At 71.2% G+C, this 19,706-nt stretch carries 16 protein-coding genes, 4 tRNA genes and 1 other RNA gene; 9 read left to right on the forward strand and 12 right to left on the reverse strand.

The features are described 5' to 3' along the window. The first annotated feature begins 71 nt into the window (after positions 1-71). The 8 genes from OG798_RS26620 (at position 72) to OG798_RS26655 (ending at position 4,892) form a co-directional block, all read left to right on the forward strand. A complete protein-coding gene (locus OG798_RS26620) occupies positions 72-389 on the forward strand; it encodes a histone-like nucleoid-structuring protein Lsr2 (RefSeq protein WP_060898437.1) in 318 nt (105 codons plus the stop codon). Between the two features lie 153 nt (positions 390-542). Next, positions 543-614 (forward strand) — tRNA-Gly (locus OG798_RS26625). 79 nt (positions 615-693) lie between these two features. Beyond that, positions 694-769, forward strand: a tRNA-Gly gene (locus OG798_RS26630). A gap of 131 nt (positions 770-900) precedes the next feature. Continuing rightward, positions 901-1,968, forward strand: a complete 1,068-nt coding sequence (locus tag OG798_RS26635; RefSeq protein WP_328757765.1) for an ABC transporter ATP-binding protein — start codon at positions 901-903, stop codon at positions 1,966-1,968. Continuing rightward, complete coding sequence (locus tag OG798_RS26640; protein WP_438948392.1) at positions 1,965-2,801, forward strand: ABC transporter permease; 837 nt, start codon at positions 1,965-1,967, stop codon at positions 2,799-2,801. Before OG798_RS26635 ends, OG798_RS26640 begins: the two co-directional genes overlap by 4 nt. Positions 2,802-2,821: 20 nt before the next feature. Next, on the forward strand, positions 2,822-4,144 hold the full coding sequence (locus OG798_RS26645) for a sensor histidine kinase (RefSeq protein ID WP_328760083.1): 1,323 nt from the start codon (positions 2,822-2,824) through the stop codon (positions 4,142-4,144). Then, the gene (locus OG798_RS26650; protein ID WP_095853831.1) at positions 4,141-4,797 is read left to right on the forward strand and encodes a response regulator transcription factor; all 657 of its coding nucleotides are present in this window, start codon (positions 4,141-4,143) and stop codon (positions 4,795-4,797) included. The genes OG798_RS26645 and OG798_RS26650 overlap by 4 nt, the downstream gene beginning before the upstream one ends. 22 nt (positions 4,798-4,819) lie before the next feature. Beyond that, positions 4,820-4,892 (forward strand) — tRNA-Gly (locus OG798_RS26655). A 61-nt stretch (positions 4,893-4,953) separates the two neighbouring features. Here the strand turns inward: OG798_RS26655 and OG798_RS26660 are convergent. The 6 genes from OG798_RS26660 to ffs all read right to left on the reverse strand — a co-directional run bounded on the left by OG798_RS26660 (position 4,954) and on the right by ffs (position 13,830). Continuing rightward, the gene (locus OG798_RS26660) at positions 4,954-5,853 is read right to left on the reverse strand and encodes a phosphoribosylaminoimidazolesuccinocarboxamide synthase (protein ID WP_095853830.1); all 900 of its coding nucleotides are present in this window, start codon (positions 5,851-5,853) and stop codon (positions 4,954-4,956) included. A 109-nt stretch (positions 5,854-5,962) separates the two neighbouring features. After that, positions 5,963-7,516, reverse strand: a complete 1,554-nt coding sequence (locus tag OG798_RS26665) for a N,N-dimethylformamidase beta subunit family domain-containing protein (RefSeq protein ID WP_328757766.1) — start codon at positions 7,514-7,516, stop codon at positions 5,963-5,965. 201 nt (positions 7,517-7,717) lie between these two features. Next, a complete protein-coding gene (locus OG798_RS26670) occupies positions 7,718-9,589 on the reverse strand; it encodes a hypothetical protein (protein WP_121415681.1) in 1,872 nt (623 codons plus the stop codon). A gap of 329 nt (positions 9,590-9,918) precedes the next feature. Then, on the reverse strand, positions 9,919-11,196 hold the full coding sequence (gene purD / locus OG798_RS26675) for a phosphoribosylamine--glycine ligase (RefSeq protein ID WP_097225441.1): 1,278 nt from the start codon (positions 11,194-11,196) through the stop codon (positions 9,919-9,921). 98 nt (positions 11,197-11,294) lie between these two features. Beyond that, positions 11,295-13,637: a DNA polymerase III subunit gamma and tau gene (locus tag OG798_RS26680; protein WP_328757767.1), complete on the reverse strand. Its 2,343-nt coding sequence runs from the start codon at positions 13,635-13,637 to the stop codon at positions 11,295-11,297. A 94-nt stretch (positions 13,638-13,731) separates the two neighbouring features. Further along, positions 13,732-13,830: signal recognition particle sRNA small type (gene ffs / locus OG798_RS26685), an RNA gene on the reverse strand. Positions 13,831-13,901: 71 nt separating this feature from the next. Between ffs and OG798_RS26690 the strand changes: the two genes are divergently transcribed. After that, a tRNA-Ser gene (locus OG798_RS26690) sits at positions 13,902-13,989 on the forward strand. Between the two features lie 62 nt (positions 13,990-14,051). Here OG798_RS26690 and OG798_RS26695 read toward each other — a convergent pair. The 6 genes from OG798_RS26695 to OG798_RS26720 form a co-directional block, all read right to left on the reverse strand. Further along, entirely contained in the window at positions 14,052-15,335 is a 1,284-nt protein-coding gene (locus OG798_RS26695; RefSeq protein ID WP_328757768.1) for a tyrosine-type recombinase/integrase, read from the reverse strand. Between the two features lie 83 nt (positions 15,336-15,418). Further along, entirely contained in the window at positions 15,419-15,634 is a 216-nt protein-coding gene (locus tag OG798_RS26700; RefSeq protein ID WP_328757769.1) for an excisionase family DNA-binding protein, read from the reverse strand. Between the two features lie 457 nt (positions 15,635-16,091). Further along, positions 16,092-17,567 (reverse strand): ATP-binding protein, encoded by a 1,476-nt coding sequence (locus tag OG798_RS26705; RefSeq protein ID WP_328757770.1) that lies wholly within the window; start codon positions 17,565-17,567, stop codon positions 16,092-16,094. After that, positions 17,560-18,408: a DNA primase gene (locus OG798_RS26710; protein WP_328757772.1), complete on the reverse strand. Its 849-nt coding sequence runs from the start codon at positions 18,406-18,408 to the stop codon at positions 17,560-17,562. Before OG798_RS26710 ends, OG798_RS26705 begins: the two co-directional genes overlap by 8 nt. After that, the gene (locus tag OG798_RS26715) at positions 18,405-19,268 is read right to left on the reverse strand and encodes a deazapurine DNA modification protein DpdA family protein (protein WP_328757773.1); all 864 of its coding nucleotides are present in this window, start codon (positions 19,266-19,268) and stop codon (positions 18,405-18,407) included. Before OG798_RS26715 ends, OG798_RS26710 begins: the two co-directional genes overlap by 4 nt. Positions 19,269-19,358: 90 nt before the next feature. Then, entirely contained in the window at positions 19,359-19,667 is a 309-nt protein-coding gene (locus OG798_RS26720) for a hypothetical protein (protein ID WP_328757774.1), read from the reverse strand. Positions 19,668-19,706 lie beyond the last annotated feature (39 nt).

Consider the following 19,706-nt stretch of genomic DNA (forward strand, 5'->3'; position numbering starts at 1 on the left):
GACAACTCCGTGACGTCCACGCACGTCATGGGGGGCGATCGCAGAGGTGTCGCACGAAGGGACCGATATTCGTGGCGCAGCGTGTCGTGGTCACTCTCTTTGACGACATCGACGGCTCGGAAGCGGCGGAAACGATCGCCTTCGGACTCGACGGCAAGTCGTACGAGATCGACCTCAATCCAGCCAATGCCAAGAAACTGCGTAAGGCGCTCGCGCCCTACCTCGAGGCCGGCCGCAAGCAGTCGAAGTCCGGGAAGGCGTACACGCACACCGCGTTGACCCCCGACCCGGCCGCCGTCCGCGCCTGGGCCCGTTCCAACAAGCTGGACGTGCCGCCGCGCGGCCGGATCCCCAAGAAGGTCTACGAGGCGTTCGCCGAGGCGCACTGAGTCCGAGGGTCCGCCGGATGGCTCGCCGGGGTCCCGCCCCGGTCGGCCATCCGCCCCCGCGCGCAACCGACTTGCGCTGACCCCCTGCTGATCAGCTAGAGTCTGGAGCACGCCGAGGGGCAAGGCCGGAAAAGCCGGACCCCGAGGAGTCACGCGGGTGTAGTTCAGTAGCAGAACATCCCCCTTCCAGGGGGAAGGCGCAGTGTGCAATTCCTGTCACCCGCTCTGCAGCCCTTACCGACCACTCTTGTGGATCAGGTAGGGTGGTGCTCGCACCGACCGGTGAAAGCTGGTCGGAGGCAATGCGGACGTAGCTCAGTTGGTAGAGCGCAACCTTGCCAAGGTTGAGGTCGCGAGTTCGAGCCTCGTCGTCCGCTCCAGGAAGCAAAGACCCCGGTCATCGACCGGGGTCTTTCTCGTGTGCGCGTCCGAGCGCCCCCCTGACATTTGTCATGCGGAGTGATGACACCGCGCACTGCTGTCGGGTCCCGTCCGCGGGGACGCTGATTTCATGAACACGAACGAGCAAGATGACGTGATCGAGGTCACTGATCTGCGGCGCGTGTACGGGGGAGACCGGGGAGCCGGCGGAGATTTCGAGGCCGTGCGCGGAATCACCTTCTCCGTGGGCCGCGGTGAGCTCTTCGCGCTGCTGGGGACCAACGGCGCCGGCAAGACCTCCACCGTCGAGCTGCTGGAGGGCCTCGCCCCTCCGGCGGGCGGCCGGGTGCGGGTCCTCGGACACGATCCGTACGAGGAGCGCGCGGCCGTCCGGCCCCGGATCGGCGTGATGCTGCAGGAGGGCGGCTTCCCCTCCGAACTGACGGTCGCGGAGACCGTACGGATGTGGGCGGGCTGCACGAGCGGAGCCCGGCCGACCGGTCAGGCCCTGGGGATGGTCGGGCTCACCCGGCGGTCCGGGGTACGGGTGAAGCAGCTGTCCGGGGGCGAGAAACGGCGCCTGGACCTGGCCCTCGCGCTCCTCGGCCGCCCCGAGGTCCTCTTCCTCGACGAGCCGACGACCGGCCTGGACGCCGAAGGGCGCCGGGACACCTGGGACTTGGTGCGCGAGCTGCGCGACGGCGGTACGACCGTGGTGCTGACCACGCACTACCTGCAGGAGGCGGAGGAGCTGGCCGACCGGCTCGCGATCCTCCACGAAGGGCACATCGCGGCCTCCGGCACCCCTGCCGAGGTGACCGCCTCCTCACCGTCCCGGATCTCCTTCGAACTGCCCGACGGCTACTTCCTCGGAGATCTGCCCCCGCTCGCCGGACTCGGCGTGACCGACCACGAGACGACGGGCCGTGCCGTCAGGCTGCGCACCGACGAGCTCCAGCGCACCGCCACCGCGCTGCTGGTGTGGGCCCACCAGAAGCAGGTCGAGCTGCGGGGGCTCGATGTGCGGTCGGCCTCACTGGAGGAGGCGTTCCTGCGGATAGCGCGGGACGCCGCGGGCCGGGGTGCGGGTGCGCGGGACGCGGATGCGCCGGGTGCGGGTGCGCCCGGTGCGGGTGTGCCCGGTGCGGATGCGCCCGGTGCGGGTGTGCGGGAGCAGGAAAGGGGGACGGTGGCATGAGCGCGACAGTCCCGGCGACCGGGCAAGCCGGTACCGGTACCGGTGCGGGTGCGGGTGCGGGTGCGGGTACGACGACGGCCGCAGGGCGGATGGCCGCCCTGGCGCGCGCCGAACTGACCCTGCTGGGCCGCTCGAAAGCGACCCTCGCCGCCGCCGTGTTCATGCCGCTGCTCCTGCCGTTCAGCCTCCGCTCGACGGTCGACCAGATGGACCTGAAGGGCACCGGGCTCTCGGTCGGCTCGGTCATCGTGCCGTCCTCCGTCGGCTTCTCACTCCTCTTCGCGGTCTACAGCCCGCTGGTGAGTGTGTACGCGGCCCGCCGCGAGGAGCTCGTCCTCAAACGGCTGCGCACAGGGGAGCTGCGGGACGCGGAGATCCTCGCGGGTGCGGCCCTGCCCTCGGTCGCGATCGGCCTGGTGCAGTGCCTGGTCCTGACGGTCGCGTGCGCCGCGCTGCTGGACGTCGGCGCGCCCCGGGCACCCCATCTCGCCGTCCTGGGGCTGCTCCTGGGCCTGGCGATGTGGCCCCCGCTCGCGGCGATCACGGCGAACTTCAGCAAGAGCGTGGAGGGCGCCCAGGTCGCCACCATGCCCTTGATGCTGGTGTCGCTGTTCGGTTCCGGCACCTTCTTTCCCCTCCAGCTCATGCCGGCCCAGCTGGCCTCGGCCTGCGAACTGCTGCCCCTGACCCCGGTGATCACGCTGATACGCGGCGGCTGGACCGGCGACCTCTCCGCGCACGACACCCTGGGCGCGCTCGGGACGGCGGTGGCCTGGACCGTGTTCGCGGTGTTTGCTGTACGGCGGTGGTTCCGCTGGGAGCCGCGGCGTTGACCAGGGACTTGGTGGTGGGCATGGGCGGGCGCGGTGGCTGGTGGCGCGGCAAGAGCACGCCGGCGAAGGTCGAGACGTACACACGGTGGTCGTTCCACACCTTCCCGTTCATCGAGGTGGCCACCTTCGCGCTGCCGTCCTTCGGATATGTGCCCGCCCCGGTGAACTGGATCCTGTTCCTGCTGGTGAGCGCGCACGCCGCGCTCGCCGCGGTGACCGCCTCGCTGACCCTGGACTGGACCCGCGGCCGCCGCCCCCTGCCGGTACGGCTGCTCTGGGCGCTGGGCACCGCCACCGTGGTGATCGCCGTCGTGAGCCTGGTGGTCGCGCTGCACGGCCCGCGCGGCGCGGACAACGGGGCGGCGGCGGGCACGGTGTTCGTCGGCGTCCTGTCGTTCGGGATCGGCACTCTGGCGCTCGCGGTGCGCGAGGCACGACGCATGGTGTTCGGCGTGCTCGGCGCCGCCGTGGGTGCCGGCGCCGTGGCCGTCCCGGCGGGTGTCCCGGCGCCCGGCGCCGCCGTCGCCGCCGGTGCGGTCGTCCTCGCCGCCGGTTTCTTCACCTTCACCTCCGCCTTCTCCGTCTGGCTGCTGAACGCCGTCTACGAACTCGACGAGGCCCGCGAGACCCGGGCCCGGCTCGCCGTCGCCGAGGAACGGCTGCGCTTCGGGCGCGATCTGCACGACGTGATGGGCCGCAACCTTGCGGTGGTCGCGCTGAAGAGCGAGCTCGCCGTGCAACTGGCCCGGCGCGGACGGCCGGAGGCCGTGGAGCAGATGATCGAGGTCCAGCGGATAGCACGGGAGACGCAGCGGGAGGTCCGCGAGGTCGTACGCGGCTACCGCGAGGCCGATCTCCGGACCGAACTCGCGGGGGCCCAGGGCGTGTTGACGGCCGCCAGCATCGACTGCGAGGTCAGCGGCCCGGTGACGGGACTGCCCGCGGAGATCCAGTCCGCGCTCGGCTGGGTCGTACGGGAGGCGACGACGAACGTGCTGCGGCACGGGGACGCCGCAAGGTGCGCGGTGTCCCTGCGGGTGGCGGAGGGCCGGGTGACCCTCACCGTCGAGAACGACGGGGCGCCCGGTACCAGTACCGGTTCGAGTACCGATACCGGTACCGGTACCGCCGAGCCGGGAAGGGGGTCCGGGCTCGCCGGGCTGCGGGAGCGGCTCAGGGAGGTGGACGGGGTGCTGCGGGCCGGGCCCGCCGGGGATGACCTGTTCCGCCTGACCGCCGAGGTGCCGCTGCCCCCTGACTCGGTCCCGGAACGGGCTCCGGCCCCGGAACCGGGCGGCTCGCCCCGACCCGTCCCCCACCCTGTGAGCGAGGTCACTTCATGACGCCCACCCCACCCACCTCATCCGTCCCACCCGTCCCATCCGCACCTCCCGTGCGGCTGTTGCTCGCCGACGACGAGCACCTGATCAGGGGTGCGCTCGCCGCGCTGCTGGGGCTTGAGGACGACCTCGTGGTGGTCGCCGAGGCCGCGACCGGGCCCGAGGCACTGGCGATGGCGCTGGCGCACGCGCCCGATGTCGCCGTTCTGGATCTGCAGATGCCGGGGGCGGACGGTGTGAGGGTGGCCACATCGCTACGGGCCGAACTGCCCGGCTGCCAGGTGCTGATCGTGACGAGCCACGGGCGGCCGGGGCATCTGAAGCGAGCGCTCGCGGCAGGTGTGCGCGGGTTCGTCCCGAAGACGGTGAGCGCACAGCGGCTCGCGGAGATCATTCGTACCGTGCATGCGGGAAACCGTTATGTGGACCCGGAATTGGCCGCGGACGCGATCTCCGCCGGGGACTCGCCGCTGACCGCGCGCGAGGCCGAGGTGCTCGAGTTCGCCGCCGACGGGGCGCCCGTCGCGGAGATCGCGGAGCGGGCGGCACTGTCCCAGGGGACGGTACGCAACTATCTTTCGTCGGCCGTCTCGAAGCTCGGGGCGGAGAACCGTCACGCGGCGGTGCGTCTCGCACGGGAGCGAGGTTGGGTATAGTTGTCCTCGCACCACAGCGCATGCGGACGTAGCTCAGTTGGTAGAGCGCAACCTTGCCAAGGTTGAGGTCGCCAGTTCGAACCTGGTCGTCCGCTCAGAGAAAGAAGCCCCCGGCCCTTCAGGGTCGGGGGCTTCTTCGTGTGCTCCTTCGCGTCCTCAGCTCCAGCTGGTGCCGGTCAGGCGCTCGTACGCCTCGATGTACTTGGCGCTGGTCGCGTCCACGATGTGCTGCGGCAGCGGCGGCGGGGGCTGCTCGCTCCTGCGGTCCCAGCCCGACTCGGGAGACGTCAGCCAGTCGCGGACGAACTGCTTGTCGAAGGACGGCTGGGCGTGGCCCGGCTCCCAGACGTCGGCGGGCCAGAAGCGGGAGGAGTCCGGGGTCAGCACCTCGTCGGCGAGGACGAGCGTCTCGCCCTCATAGCCGAACTCGAACTTGGTGTCCGCGAGGATGATGCCGCGCTCGCGCGCGATGTCACGGGCGCGGCCGTAGACGGCGAGGGTCGTCTGGCGCAGCTGGGCCGCCGTCTCGGCGCCGACCTGGCGGGCGACCTCCTCGTACGACACGTTCTCGTCGTGCTCGCCGACCGCGGCCTTGGTGGCGGGGGTGAAGATCGGCGCGGGGAGTTCCGAGCCGTCGACGAGGCCCTCGGGGAGGGCGAGGCCGCAGACCGTGCGGGACTCGTCGTACTCGACGAGGCCCGAGCCGGTGAGATAGCCGCGCGCGACGCACTCGACCGGCGTCATCCGCAGGGACTTGCAGATGAGGGTGCGGCCCTCCCAGTCGGCGGGGGCGCCCGGCGGGAGCTCGGTGCTCAGCACATGGTTGGGGACCAGGTCGGCGAGCTTGTCGAACCACCACAGCGAGAGCTGGGTGAGGACCCGGCCCTTGTCGGGGATCTCGGTGGGCAGCACCCAGTCGTAGGCGGAGATGCGGTCACTGGCGATCATCACGAGGTCGCCCGCCTCGTTCTGGTACAGGTCGCGCACCTTGCCGGTGTGCAGATGTACCAGACCCGGGACCTGGAGGGGCTCGGGCTTTTCGACGAATCCGGACACGGTTCCTCCCCGTGGTTCTGTCCAAGTGGCTCGATTCTCCCGTATTCGGGGAGCGGCTTTGGCCAGGGGGTGGGCGGGGGCCTGTGGTGATCGTGCGGGGTGCGCGTTCTCAGTCCCGTTTGCAGATGCGGTCGAGGAGGTTCGCGGTGGCTCGCTGGACACGGGCGTCGACGTGGCCGGGGCGGTCCAGGGCCGGGGACCACGCGAACGTCCCGGCCGCGAAGACCAGAGCGCCGGAGGGGGCCCGGTAGAGGGAGGTCTCCTGGTGGCGGGTGGCGCCCTCGCTGTCCTGGTAGGGGGAGTGGGCGAGGAGGATGCGGCCCTGGTGCTCGGGCAGCGGGGTGCGCGGGAAGTAGCGGTCGGCCTCGCCCGCGACCATGCCGGCGAGTTCGTCGCCCTCGTGTGCGCCGGTCGACTCCCACAGCCAGTGGTCGGCGTTGCGCACGACCAGGGGGTGGGGTTCCGGGACCCTGCCCGCGTACTGGATGCCGATGAGCTGCTGCTCAGGACGGTCGATTTCGCGCCACAGCGCCGGCCTTCCCGGGCCTCTGCGCTTGTGGCAGGTCAGCAGGCGGTCGGCGATGCCGGACGGTGACGGGGCCAACTCCACCTGCCAGTACATGGTGTTGGCGGAGAAGAAGACCAGGGAGGTGCCGCTTTCGCGGGCGAGTTCCACGGTGCGGCGCATGGCCGACGACCAGTACTCGTCGTGCCCCGGGAAGACCAGGCCGCGGTAGCGGGTGGGGTCGACGCGGCCGGCGTGCAGGTCGCGGGCGTCGGCGTAGGCGATGTCGTAGCCGTAGCGCTCGGCCCAGCGGATGAAGTCGTAGGCGTGGCCGACGTGGAGGGGAAGGCCCGCGCCGGCGTACGGGCGGTCGAAGGAGACCGTCGTCGCGGCCTCGGACTCGCCGAGCAGACGGCCGTTCTCGTCCCAGGCGTGGTAGAGGCTGGCGCCGGTGTGCCCGTCCTCCGGGTAGAGGTTGTACGCCTGCCAGGTGATGTCCGGGAGCAGGAGAAGGAGGTCCGCCGGGTGGTTGTCGCGGACGGTGAAGGGGACGTGGGAGCGGTAGCCGTCGGCCGTGGTGAGTACGGCCACGTACGCGCCGATGTTCCAGTAGCTCGGGATCTGCAGGCGCCAGGAGAGCCACCAGTGATGACAGGAAACGGTTCTGTCGGCGGTGAGGGGCGGCGGCTGGACGATGCCCGACAGGCGGGGGCTGGTGGTGATCTTGCTGGCCCCGTCGCCTCCGTAGTGCCCGATGCGGTAGATGTCGACGCTGAATTCCTGGGGCGGGTCGACGGTGACGTGGAAGTCGATGGCCTCGCCCGGCGCGGCCGCGCCGTTGGAGGCGAAGCCCTTGATCTGGCGGTGCACGTCGTCGGCCGAGCGGGGGCCGCCGGCGCGGGGGTGGGGGATGGGGGGCTTGCGGGAGCCCTGGAGGGTGGCGGAGCCACCGGGACCCCCGGCCTGACCGGGCTGACCGGCCCGACCTGCCTGATCGACGTGATCAATGTGATCGATGTACCACGGGACGACATGGCCCGTGTCGTCGAAGTACTGCTCGTCGCCCCTGAGCCAGGGAACCGGGCCCTGGCCGAAGGGGTCCGTCACGGCGTGCGCCAGTGCGCCCGACTCCCAGCGGCGGATCTGCTCCGACCCCATGCCTGCTCCCCTCCCTCGTGCCCCCGTCAGTTCTGTGAGCCTCTGCTCTGTAAACCTCTGCCCTGCACGCGATCGGTCCCAGCACATCACATTACGCACGCACTCCGTCACCGTTCGTCGCGAATTGACGTGAACGGAACGCGGTGCTCCGGTCGAAGAGGCGGATAGGGGTGGCTGGGAGTAGGGACGGTGGTGGCGGCGTCAGACCAGGCGGACCGGTTTCTCGGGGCGGACGCCCAGGTGCCGGAGCCAGTCCCGGAGAGGTTCCGGGTCGCCGTCCTCGACGAGGGTCAGGACCCGCGGCCCCAGATCGGCGGCCCGCACCCCGTCGACGAGAAGGGCGGGGCCATCGAGCCAGTCGAGCCCCGGCGCCGCCCCGGCAGTGTCCATCGCCGCACAACAGACCATCGCGGTGACATGGTCGGCCAACAGCTCACGCCCACTGCGCGGCGGCTGGAGCGGAAAGAGCGGCAGCATCCCGTCGTCCCAGAACGACCAGTCGGGGCCCGGCTGCTCCGCACCCCCGCCCGGCCCGGACGCGACGGCCGGCGCCGCCGCCTCCTCACGGGCCAGCTCCGCGCTGAGCCCGGCGGCGAGCGCCGCCGTCCGCTCACTCCCGAGCACGGGCTCGCCGTCCTCCCCGACCTCCTCCTCGACCTCGACCTCGGCCTCTCCCTCTGTCTCGTTTGCCTCTGTTGTCTCTGTCTCGTTCAGGCTCACGCCCGTGCCCCTCTCCCCGTACGCCTCGCGCCGATCGACGGAGAGGTCGGCGTCGTCCGTGGCAGGCGCGGTCAGATGGTCGAGCACGCGTGCCAGCGTCGGACCACCCGGGTCGGGCTGGGTCGGATCCGTGGGGTGGCGGACCCCCAGCGCGTCCAGCACCCGGTGCAGCCGGGCCGCTTCGGTGCGCCAGGTGCGGTCGACGACCTCGTCCGGATACTCCTGCCAGTCCACCGGCGCCCAGTCGGGCCCGGGCTCCGCGGGCCCGCCGTGGAAGAGGCGCGCGGCGAGCAGCGAGGCCGCCTCGTCCACCGAACCGGGCTCTTCGAGCAGGTCGCAGGCGGGACGCTCGCCGAGGCGGGAGGCGAAGCCCTCGGCCAGCCGGTCACGGCGCGACAGCTCGGTGAGGGCCGCGACGACACCCGCGTCCAGCCGGGCCGGCCAGCGGCCCATCCGCCAGGCGGGCAGCGCGACCCGGGTCAGCAGCCGGTCCCAGCCCGCGTACGCCAGGCCGACCTGTTCCTGAGCGACGATCCGCAGGCCGTAGTCCACAGCCTGTGCACGCTCGGCGGCGGCAGCCGCCACTCCCCGTTCCATCTCGGCCGCATGACCCCGACAGCTGCGCAGCAGCAGGCGGGTCACCCAGCCGACGCCTGCGAGGACCGTGCGGACCAGGGGGCCGCGGGCGGGCTCGGAGGTCACGGCCACGGCCGCGTCCAGACCCCGTACGAAACGGCGGGCCGCGGCTATGTCGGGGTGGGCCGAAGGGCCCGTACCGGCGACGACCGGGGCGAGGACCGCGCGCAGCTCCCCGACCCGCATCCACCACAGGAAGGGCGAGCCGATGACGAGGACGGGAGCCGCGGGGGCTCGGCGGGGACGCCCGGCTCCGCCTCCCATCCCTCGTGCGCCCGCTATTTCGTCGCGGTGCTCGGGCGGCGGCGGGCCGTGCGCCGGGTGGGTGCGGTCCTCCAGCCAGCTGTCGCAGTCCGGGGTCAGCGCTATCGCCGAGGGCGGCGGGACGTCGAGGCGGTCGGCCAAATCCCGGACCAGGCGGTAGAGGTCGGGAGCGGACGCCTCCGCGATCGGGACCGTGGGGCTCACGGCGGGCCGCGCGCGGGCGACGACGAGCGCGATGCCCGCGGCGGCGAGCAGCACGAGGGCGGCGAGGACCGTCACGATCCAGCGAGTGACGGGCCAGCTTCCGCCGGTGATGTGCCCGGTCGAGCCGCCGACGAGCAGCACGACGGCGACGGCCGCGGGCAGCAGGGCGACGGCCAGCGCCCTGCTGCGGACACGCAGCACGGCGAGCGCCCGGGAGCGCGCGGACTGCGCGCCCACCTCCACACCCATACCGGTCACGACCGGATGTCACCCCCTGCTGTCGGCCCGGCCCGGGCTGTCTCGCAGCCCGCGCCGAAGGATGCCCTGGTGTTGCTCACTCCCCCACTGTGGCACCCACCACCGACATCGCAATGCCGGTGGGCCAAGTGCCGGAACGCTTTCGCCGCACCCTAGTTGGGGCCTCGGCCCCCGTCAGCCGGATGGGGCATCGCTCACTCGATGGAATGGCTTTGGGGAAAGGTGGATGACCGTGGGCAAGGATCAGGCCCCGGATTCCGTACAGAATCCGGGGCCCAGTGGTGCGTGCGGGGGTGGAGGCTGCGCCTCCGTCAGGGGCTCTATGCCTCGGTCGTGGCCTCGGCCGTGGCGTCCGCCGCCGCCTTCGCCGCGATGTCCGTACGGTGCTGCGAACCGTCGAGGCCGATGCGGGCGACCGCCGCGTACGCGCGGGCGCGGGCCTCGGTGAGGTCGATGCCGGTCGCCGTGACGGAGAGCACCCGGCCGCCCGCGCTGACGACCGCGTCGCCGTCGTGCTTCGTCCCGGCGTGCAGGACGTACGCGTACGGGGCGTCCAGCGCCGCCACCTCGTCGAGCCCGGTGATGGGGTCGCCGGTGCGCGGGGTGTCGGGGTAGTTGTGGGAGGCCACGACCACGGTGACCGCCGCGTCGTCGCTCCAGCGCAGCGGCGCCAGATCGGCGAGGGTGCCTTCGGCGGCGGCGAGCAGGACGCCCGCGAGCGGGGTCTTCAGCCGGGCCAGGACCACCTGGGTCTCCGGGTCGCCGAAACGGGCGTTGAACTCGATCACCCGTACACCGCGGCTCGTGATCGCCAGACCCGCGTAGAGAAGGCCGGAGAACGGGGTGCCGCGGCGGCGCAGCTCGTCGACGGTCGGCTGGAGGACGGTCTCCATGACCTCCTCGACCAGCTTCGGGTCCGCCCACGGGAGGGGCGAGTACGCGCCCATGCCGCCGGTGTTCGGACCCTCGTCGCCGTCCAGCGCGCGCTTGAAGTCCTGGGCCGGCTGGAGCGGGACGACCGTCTCGCCGTCGGTGATCGCGAAGAGGGAGACCTCGGGGCCGTCGAGGAACTCCTCGATGACGACGCGGTCGCAGGCGATGGCGTGCGCGCGGGCCTTCGCGAGGTCGTCGGTCACGACGACGCCCTTACCGGCCGCGAGTCCGTCGTCCTTCACGACGTACGGAGCGCCGAAGGCGTCGAGCGCCTCGTCGACCTCCTCGGGCGTCGTGCAGACATACGAACGTGCCGTGGGGACGCCCGCCCCTGCCATCACATCCTTGGCGAAGGCCTTGGAGCCCTCCAGCTGCGCGGCCTCCTCGGAGGGGCCGAAGCAGGGGATGCCCGCCGCGCGCACGGCGTCGGCGACCCCGGCGACGAGCGGCGCCTCCGGGCCCACGATCACCAGCTCGGCGCCGAGCTCCGTGGCCAGCGCGGCCACGGCGGCGCCGTCGAGGGCATCGACCGGATGCAGCTCGGCCGTCTCCGCGATGCCTGCGTTCCCGGGGGCGCAGTGCAGGGCGGTGACGTCGGGGTCGAGGGACAGGGAACGGCACAGGGCGTGTTCACGGGCGCCACTACCGATGACGAGGACCTTCACGGGGTCAGCCTAACCGTCGGGGCCGGGTGCCTTTGTGGGGGCTTCCGAAGCGAGGCGTGGGGAGAGTTGGTGCGATCCTCCGAGAGGGGCCCGGGTGTTCACTCGTTGGAGAACTCCTCCACCACCGTCGCGCCCAGTTCGCGGACGATCAGGTCGTGGCCCGAGAGGGCGGACTCGTCGAGGTCGGGGTCGTCGTCCTCGGGGATGTCGTCCTCGGGGGCCACCGGAGGCGGCTCGTAGGCGGCCGGGGGTGGTGGGGCGGGCGTCGAGGCGGGCGCGGCCGAGGCCTGGCCCGCGGACGGGCCCTGGGACGCGGCGGGGCGCGGAGCCGGGGCCGGGGGCTGCTGGGAGGCGGGGCGCGAGCCGGCCGGAGCTCCGCCGTAACCGCCACCACCACCACCGCCACCAGCGCCGTAGCCACCGCTGCTGCTGCTGCCACCGAACCCGGGACCAGGGCCGGAGGCCGACATCGGTGACGGTGCCGAGCCACCGGAGGTGTCGACGATCGCCTCGATCTTCCACTGCACATTGAACTGTTCGGACAGCGCCTGCTTCAGGACTTCCTCGCTGCCGCTGCTCGCGAAGTTGTCGCGCGCGCCCGCGTTGACGAAGCCGATCTGCAGGGTCGTGCCGTCGTAGCCGGTGACCTGCGCGTTCTGGCTGAGCAGGATCCAGGTGAAGCGACGGCGGTTCTTCACTGCCTCCAGGATGTTCGGCCAGAGCACGCGGGGGTCGACGCCACCGGCAGCGGGGGCCTGCGCGGGGCCGGGGCCCGGGCCAGGGGTGGACGCCGTCGGCGCAGCAGCGGGTGCGGGTACGCCGGGTGCGGGCGCGCCGGGGGTGGCGGGGGCCTGTCCCCCGCCCGCGGGTGTCGCGGTCGGCCAGCCGCCCGGACGCCGACCACTGCCCACGGCCGTCGCGGTGGGCCAGGCGCCGGGCGCTGCTCCGGACGGGGACGCGGGCGGGGACGCGGCGGCAGCCGGAGGAGCCGCGGGCGCGGCAGCGGCAGCGGCGGGACCCGGAGCGGGTGTCGGGGCAGAGGCAGGGGTGGGAGCAGCCCCCGCACCCGGCGCCGCGGCAACCCCGCCGGTGCCCCCGGCCCCGTACCCCTCGTTCGCCGGTCCCTGCCCGCCGGGACCTGTGGCCCGCACGGCGGCCCGGGCCGCGGCGACCCCGCCGCCCGGCGGGGTCATCGCAGCGGCCGCGGCCGGCGCCCCTCCATGCGCTTCGGGGCCGGGTACGTACCCCATGGCGGGGGCGCCCGCGCCGGCACCGGAGAAGTTCACCCCGCGCTCGATGCGGTCCAGGCGGGCCATGACGGAGCGCTCGTCCCCGTACGCCGCGGGCAGGAGCACGCGCGCGCAGATGAGCTCGAGCTGGAGTCGCGGCGAGGTGGCGCCGCGCATCTCCGTCAGCCCCTCGTTGACGAGATCGGCGGCGCGGCTCAGCTCGGCGGCGCCGAAGACCCCGGCCTGGGCCTGCATGCGCTCGATGACATCCGACGGGGCGTCGATGAGCCCCTTCTCGGCGGCGTCGGGAACCGCGGCCAGGATCACCAGGTCGCGCAGCCGCTCCAGCAGGTCGGCGACGAACCTCCGGGGATCGTTGCCCCCCTCGATGACGCGGTCCACGATCTCGAAGGCCGCGGCGCCGTCGCCCGCGGCGAACGCCTCGACCACGGAGTCGAGCAACGACGCGTCCGTGTACCCCAGCAGCGAGGTGGCCATGGCGTACGTCACACCGTCGGTGCTCGCCCCCGCGAGGAGCTGATCCATGACGGACATGGAGTCACGCACGGAGCCGGCGCCGGCCCGAACGACCAGCGGCAGCACGCCGTCCTCGACGGGAATGCCCTCGCGCCCGCAGACCTCGCCCAGGTACCCCCGCAGGGTCCCCGGCGGCACGAGCCGGAACGGATAGTGGTGGGTCCGCGACCGAATCGTCCCGATGACCTTCTCGGGCTCGGTCGTGGCGAAGATGAACTTGAGGTGCTCGGGCGGCTCCTCGACCACCTTCAGCAGGGCGTTGAAGCCCGCCGGGGTGACCATGTGGGCCTCGTCGATGATGTAGATCTTGTACCGACTGCTCGCAGGCCCGAAGAAGGCCTTTTCCCGCAGGTCACGAGCGTCGTCGACACCACCGTGCGAGGCGGCGTCGATCTCGATGACGTCGATCGACCCCGGCCCGTTCCGCGCGAGGTCCTTGCAGGACTGGCACTCCCCGCAAGGAGTCGGCGTCGGCCCCTGCTCGCAGTTCAGACACCGGGCCAGAATCCGCGCGCTGGTCGTCTTCCCGCATCCGCGCGGCCCGCTGAACAGGTACGCGTGATTGACCCGGTTGTTCCGCAGCGCCTGCTGCAACGGGTCGGTGACATGCTCCTGCCCGATGACCTCGGCGAACGACTCCGGGCGATAGCGGCGGTACAGCGCGAGAGACGACACACATACGAGGTTATAGGCGCCCACTGACAACAGGGACCGCTCACTGAGCCCCCGGGCCCCGGCGGCCGGACCCCGTGCCGCATCCCGCCCCACGAACGCAAGCGCCCCCCACGCACCCGCCAGAGCCAACCTACCCTTGCTGCCTTCCGGCCCTGGGGGAGTTCAGTCAGATAGCGCCACGTGAGGGGCTCCGCACAGAGTACCTGATCCGGGAGGGGGGAACGAGTTCGCGAGCACTCCTCAACGTCTTGTATTGTTTGCCGCGGAGGATTCGCCTAGAGGCCTAGGGCGCACGCTTGGAAAGCGTGTTGGGGGCAACCCCTCACGAGTTCGAATCTCGTATCCTCCGCCAGTGCCTCACCGGGCACGATGTCGAAGGGCCCCACCGCAAGGTGGGGCCCTTCGACGTTGTCCTCAACCCCCGTTGTCCTGGTTTTTGTCCACAGCGGGTTCTTCCGCAGGTCCCCAGATAGCTTCGGCGATCTTCCGGGCGACGTCCTTGAGCATGGTGTCCGGCACATGCAGGTACCGCGCCCGCATGCTCGCGGAGGTGCCCGGCTCCCACCCCATGATCTGATCAATGACGCGAGCCGGGACACCGAGCAGCATGAGCACGGTGGCGGCCGTGTGACGTGCGTCATGCAGTCGAGCGTTCCGAACCCCCGCGTCCTCCAGCAGCCGCTTCCAGTCGTGATAGTCCGTGTTCGGGCTCAGTGGGCCCCCCAGAAGCTTGGTGAACACGTAGTCCGACTCGGCCCACAGGTCGCCGGCCGCCTTACGCTCACGCCCTTGCGTCTCGCGATGTGCACGGAGCATGCCGACCAATGGGCCCGGCAGGGGCACAGCTCGCCGGCCCGCTCGGGATTTGGTGTTCTTGGTCTCGCGCCGGACCTGCACCTTGCCGGGGCAGTACCCCGCTTTCCGACCGCACGGCGAGGCTTCCGGACACCCGTGCTCGTACCGGGGGCGCAGACGGTTCCGGCGCAGTTTCAGGTACTCATTATCCAGATCGACGTCAGCCCAGCGCAGTCCGAGCGTCTCGCCCTGCCGCAGTCCGAGCGCCAGTGCCAGCATCCAGCGCGCGCTGTTCCGGCGCTTGTTTGCTTCGAGCAGCAGGCACTGAACCTCTTCCACGGAGTAGGGCTCTACCTCAGATTCGTCCTCTTCCATCCGTGGCGGCTTCGCCAACGCAGCGGCGTTCTTCGCCGCGTAGCCGCGCCGCACCGCTTCCCCCAACGCGGTTCGGGCGGTGCGGTGGGCCTGGTGAGCCGTGCCGGCTTTGCGCTCCCCGTTCGCCTGCATGCGGCGATAAAGGCTCTCCAGGTGTTCGGGCTGCAAGCGGTCGAGCCGGTGCTTGCCGACACCGGGCACGAGGTGAACGCGCACGGCGACCTCGTAGCCGTCGTACGTGTTCTCGCTGACGGTCGGCTTGGCGATGTTCTCAGCCCAGTGCCAAAGCCATTTCTCAACGGTCCATGCCTTACCCGGTTGCTGCGCCGAACCGCCGTCGCGCTGCTTCTCCAGCTTTTTGACTTCGTCAACCAGGTCATCGCGGGTCTTGCGCGTCAAGTGGCGACGGTAGGGCTCGCCGTTGTCCTTGTAGCCCATCGGTACGCGGGCGTGCCAACGCTCATCTTTCCCGAAGTAGATCGCGGACTCGCCGTTGGCACGGCGGGTGCCCTTCTTCTTCTCTGCCACAGGCAGAACTCCTGTTCTTAGCATCAGATTGGGGCCGGGGCGGCGGGCTGTCCTGTCCGGGAGTGCCGCCGCCCCAGGCGTGGTCAAGCGGCTCGTTTGGCCGCGCGCCGGCGGGCGAGGTATTCGGCGGGCGCGTCTGCGGGGACGCGACGGAGACGACCGATGTCGATGGACTCCAGTTCGCCGGTGCGGATGAGTGCGAAGCACGTGGTGCGGCCGATACGGAGGCGCCGGGCCGCCTCCTCGACAGTGAGGAGCACGAGGGTGTTGTCGGCTGCGTCGACGGGGGCCGTATCCATGCGGAGATCTCCCTGGGAGCGAGGAGCGGGCTTGGGGGCCTTGCGGGGGTAGCAGATGCGCGCATGTGTCCGAGGCGTGGATTTCTGCGTCATTGCGTCGGTAGCGTCATTCGGGGCTCTGACCTGTGGTTTTGCTTGACGCAGCAGTTAGGGCGTGCGTCATCGCCGCGTCACGGCGTGTGTCATCGGATGACGCAGATGACGCAGGATGACGCAGAGGAAGCCGTCTGTGTCATGCCTGTTGGCGCAGGTCAGGTGCCGTTTTCCGGCCCGCATGACGCACATGACGCAACGTCTTCCTTCTTAGGACAAAGAAGGGGCTGCCTGTTGTAGTTCGGTGCGGCTCACAGAGCGAAGAAGGGGCCGCTGCGCGGCGCGACCTTGGGGCGGCGTTCCGCCGAACAGCAAGAGGAGCACGTGCTCTTCTTGCTGTTCGCTTGTGCGTGCGGATCGCGGGTCAGAACGCCCGTGCTTGCTCGTGTGGGGCCGGGGGGAGCGTGCGGGTCATTTCGAGGTAGCGGCCCGCGCTGGTGCGGCCCGAGTCGACAAGGACGCGCCGGGCGGCCAGCGTCGGCTGGAGGCGCTTGAGCCGGTCGGAGAGGACTTTGCCGGTGGTGGGCCACCCTTTGGGCAGGGGGCGGCAGTCGTCGCCGCTGTAGAGGCTGCTGAGGCAGGACAGCCACTCCGTGGACGTCATCCGCTGTGACGCGCCCGGCTCGATGGTCTCGGCGTGCCTGAGGACGGTCTGCGCGAGGAGATCACCCTCGATCACGTCGTCGTTCAGGTCGTCCAGACTCGTCCGGTAGGCGGTGAGAGCTCCCAGCCCGGTTGCCGCATCGAACTGCGCGCACAGGTGCGCGAAGTCCGCCATCCGCAGGTCCGTGGGGGTCTCCGCCTTCATGGCCCGGACCTTGACCGTGAGGTCCAGAAGCGAGCCAAGAACGACCGGCAGCACTTCCGCGTACTCCGCCCACAGTTCCGCCTCGGTGCGACGGACGCTGGGCCGCTCCAACCGCAGCGGCAGGAGCCGGTCCGCGAGGTCGGGCCGGATGACACCGACGTCGATGCCGGTCAGGAGCAGGGGGCGGCGGTAGCCGACGCGGAACACGTCCCCGTCGGTGAACAGGGCCCGCTTGACGCTTTCAGCTCCGGTCACGATGCAGCACATCGCGTCCGACAGATCCGGCGTCACGTGGGAGAGATTGTCCAGCGCGGTGACCCACCCCGCCGCTACCGCCGCGATCAGGCTTTCCTCATCCTTCGGCGCCCGCCGCAGGTCACCGCTCATCCCTTCGATGATCCTGGTGAGCATCCGGCCCCCGGTGGACTTGCCCGCGCCCTGTGGCCCGGTGAGGAACGGCGCCGGGACGGGAACGGACGGCCCGAGGCATCCGATGAGCCAGGCGATGGCCAGGCATTCGGTCTCCGCGTTGGCGAAGTTGCACAGCCGCATCAGCAGGTCGATGCCCTTGCCGTCGGTGTCCTTGGCGGGCAGGGGCAGTTCCCCGGTGAGCTGGGTCCGCCGCCAGCACACCTCACGCGGGTCAGGGGTGAGAATCTCCCAGCCCGAAGGATGGATGCGGACGGACTGCCCGTCATCGCGGCCCAGGTCCAGCCACGTCGCCCCGTCGAATCCGGGGGCCACGCGGATGTTCACGGCGTGCGTGTCCTCGTACAGCGCGAGCGCTTCGATCAAGTCCAACGCCTCCTTGAGCGCGGTCCCGTTGAACACCCCGACCCCGTCCCTGTACATGCCGACGATGAGTTCTTGGCGGTGGCTGCCGGTGGTGCCCTGGGAGCGCATCGGCCGGGCCACGGGGTGGCCGTTCTTCTGCGCGTACACGGTCCCGTCGGCGGTGCGGAAGTACCGGAAGTGGGACTGTGCGTAGTCCGCGATGACTTCGCGGGCGGGGTTCTTCTCGTCCTCAGACATGGCTCAGTCCCAACGTGGTCAGGGCGTTGGTCCACGCGTCGGTGCAGTGCCGCGGGGACTCGCCCTTGGCCTGCGCGGCGGTGAACAGCCGCGCGGTGTGCGCCTCGGTGAGGCAGCCACACCGACCGTGCGTGGACAGCACCGCGAGGAACGTCCGGTAGACGGTTACGTGCACCGCCTCACGGGCCTCGGTGATGCGCTGTTCCGCCATGGCGATGCCACGGTCCAGATAGGTCGGCGTGCGGTGCGGGCACTCCCCGCCCCCGGCAGGCGCGGGCACCGTGACGACCGTCGTTCGCACTGCGGTGGGCACCTTCACGATCAGCGCGCGGACGACGTCAGGGAGTGCCGTCATGGTGCCGGTGCCGGGCCCGAGCCATCGCGCGTACTGCATGGACGACTTGACGTCCACGCCGGGCCCTACGGCGTTGGCCGACTGCATGACGCCCTGGTAAAGCCAGTGCTCACCCCGCGTCGTCGGCACGATCCGGGTGGCGGGCAGGCTCGCGCGGGCCCACCCGATGGCCGCCGCGCTGTCGAGGTCGACTACGGTGAGACCGGCGCCACCGGGGTGGTAGGCCACCGCCACAGCCTGACGCCACACCGTCGCCCATGCGGGTGAGGTGAGAGTGCGTGGGTCGGTGGTGGCGGCGGCCCACCCGTGGCAGACACCAGGGCAACGGCAGGGGCCAGCGTTCTTCATGTTCGGCCGGCCGCCGCACGCGTTCTTCGCACAGGCGCGGCAGTTCCCGAACGGCAGCTTCCCCACGCGCAGCGGCAACGGCGGGACGCCGGCTGCCGCGAGTTCGAGCGCGGTCCGCAGGTGAGCGGGCCGGTTCATGCTGCGCTCCGGTCGGTCAGCAGCATCTGCTGATGGGTGGGGATGGCGCGGATGACGCGCTCGCGCCACTTCAGGGCGTAGTCGATGCAGTTGGCGCAGTTCTTGTGCGTGTGGCCAGGCAGCGCCGGGCGGCGGCGGGCGTGGGAGCTCCAGGCAGCGGAGTCCGCGGAGGCCAGGAGATGGCCGACGCGTTCCAGGCCGAGGATTTTGAAGCCGAAGCCGTGGAGTTTGAAGCCGTGCGCGGCCATCGCGGTGACGATCGCGGCACCTTCGCGGGTGGACTGCAGTCGGCACACGGAGCCGAGCCCGACGACCGGTTCGGCCCTCAGGTCGACGCCGGCGTCCTCGTACAGCTCTACGCACCGCTCGTAGGCGGGCACGTTGTCGCCCTGGATGACGGGGGCGATGCGCAGGTCGGGGGCGAGGGAGCGCAGTTCGAGGAAGTTGGCCACGGTGCGGCGCTGGTGTTCGGCGACGCTGAGATGGGTGCCGACGAAGTGCTGGCCGCCGAACCAGCCGCCGTTGATGATGGCGTCCTCGCACATGCAGTCCTGCGGGGCGGCCCAGTCGTAGGGGCCGACGTGCTCCCAGATGCGGCGCAGGTCATCGACGTACTGGCGGGGTGGACGGGTCCAGGTGCCCTTGCTCTTCAGCTCCATGAAGCCACCGGAATCGACGGCATAGGGGCCTTGGGCGACGTCCCACTTGACGGCGCGGTCGAAGTGCTCGGACTTCAAGAACAGCGGCACATTGGTCAGGCGTAGCCAGTGCCGTTTGTGGGTGGTCAGGTAGAACCGCATGCCGGCTGCGGCGGGAGCTCCCGCGGGTAAGGCTCGCGGCAGGCTGGTGGGTTGCGTCATGCTGGGAGGTCTCCAGTTCCTTGGTGAGGTGCTGGTGAGCAAGGGCGGCCCCGCGACTTTGGCGAGACGAGGGGGCCGCCCTTGGCGTAGCTAGGCGCCCTTGCCGCGGGCGAGTTTCAACGTGATGCCGCCGGCTCCGATGGGTCCGGCGGCGCCGCCGATGACGGTGGCGGTGTGCGCGGCGACGTCCATCAGCCAGCACAGGGCGGCGACCACACCCCACGTGCCGAGGGCCGCGGCGCCGGCGATGGCGAACGGGATGAGCAGCCGCTGCCAGGGGAAGGCGGGCGGGGTGTCGTTGACGACGAAGACGACGGGCTGGCCGGTCGCTTGAGCGCGCTGGAAGACGTCGGCGGGGATGTGCGGGGCTATCTGGCCGGGCGGGATGTGCTGGCTCATTTCTGGCTCCCTCGGGGTATGCCGCGGGCCCGCGCCAGA

This window comes from Streptomyces sp. NBC_00271, assembly GCF_036178845.1.
Lineage (GTDB): Bacteria > Actinomycetota > Actinomycetes > Streptomycetales > Streptomycetaceae > Streptomyces.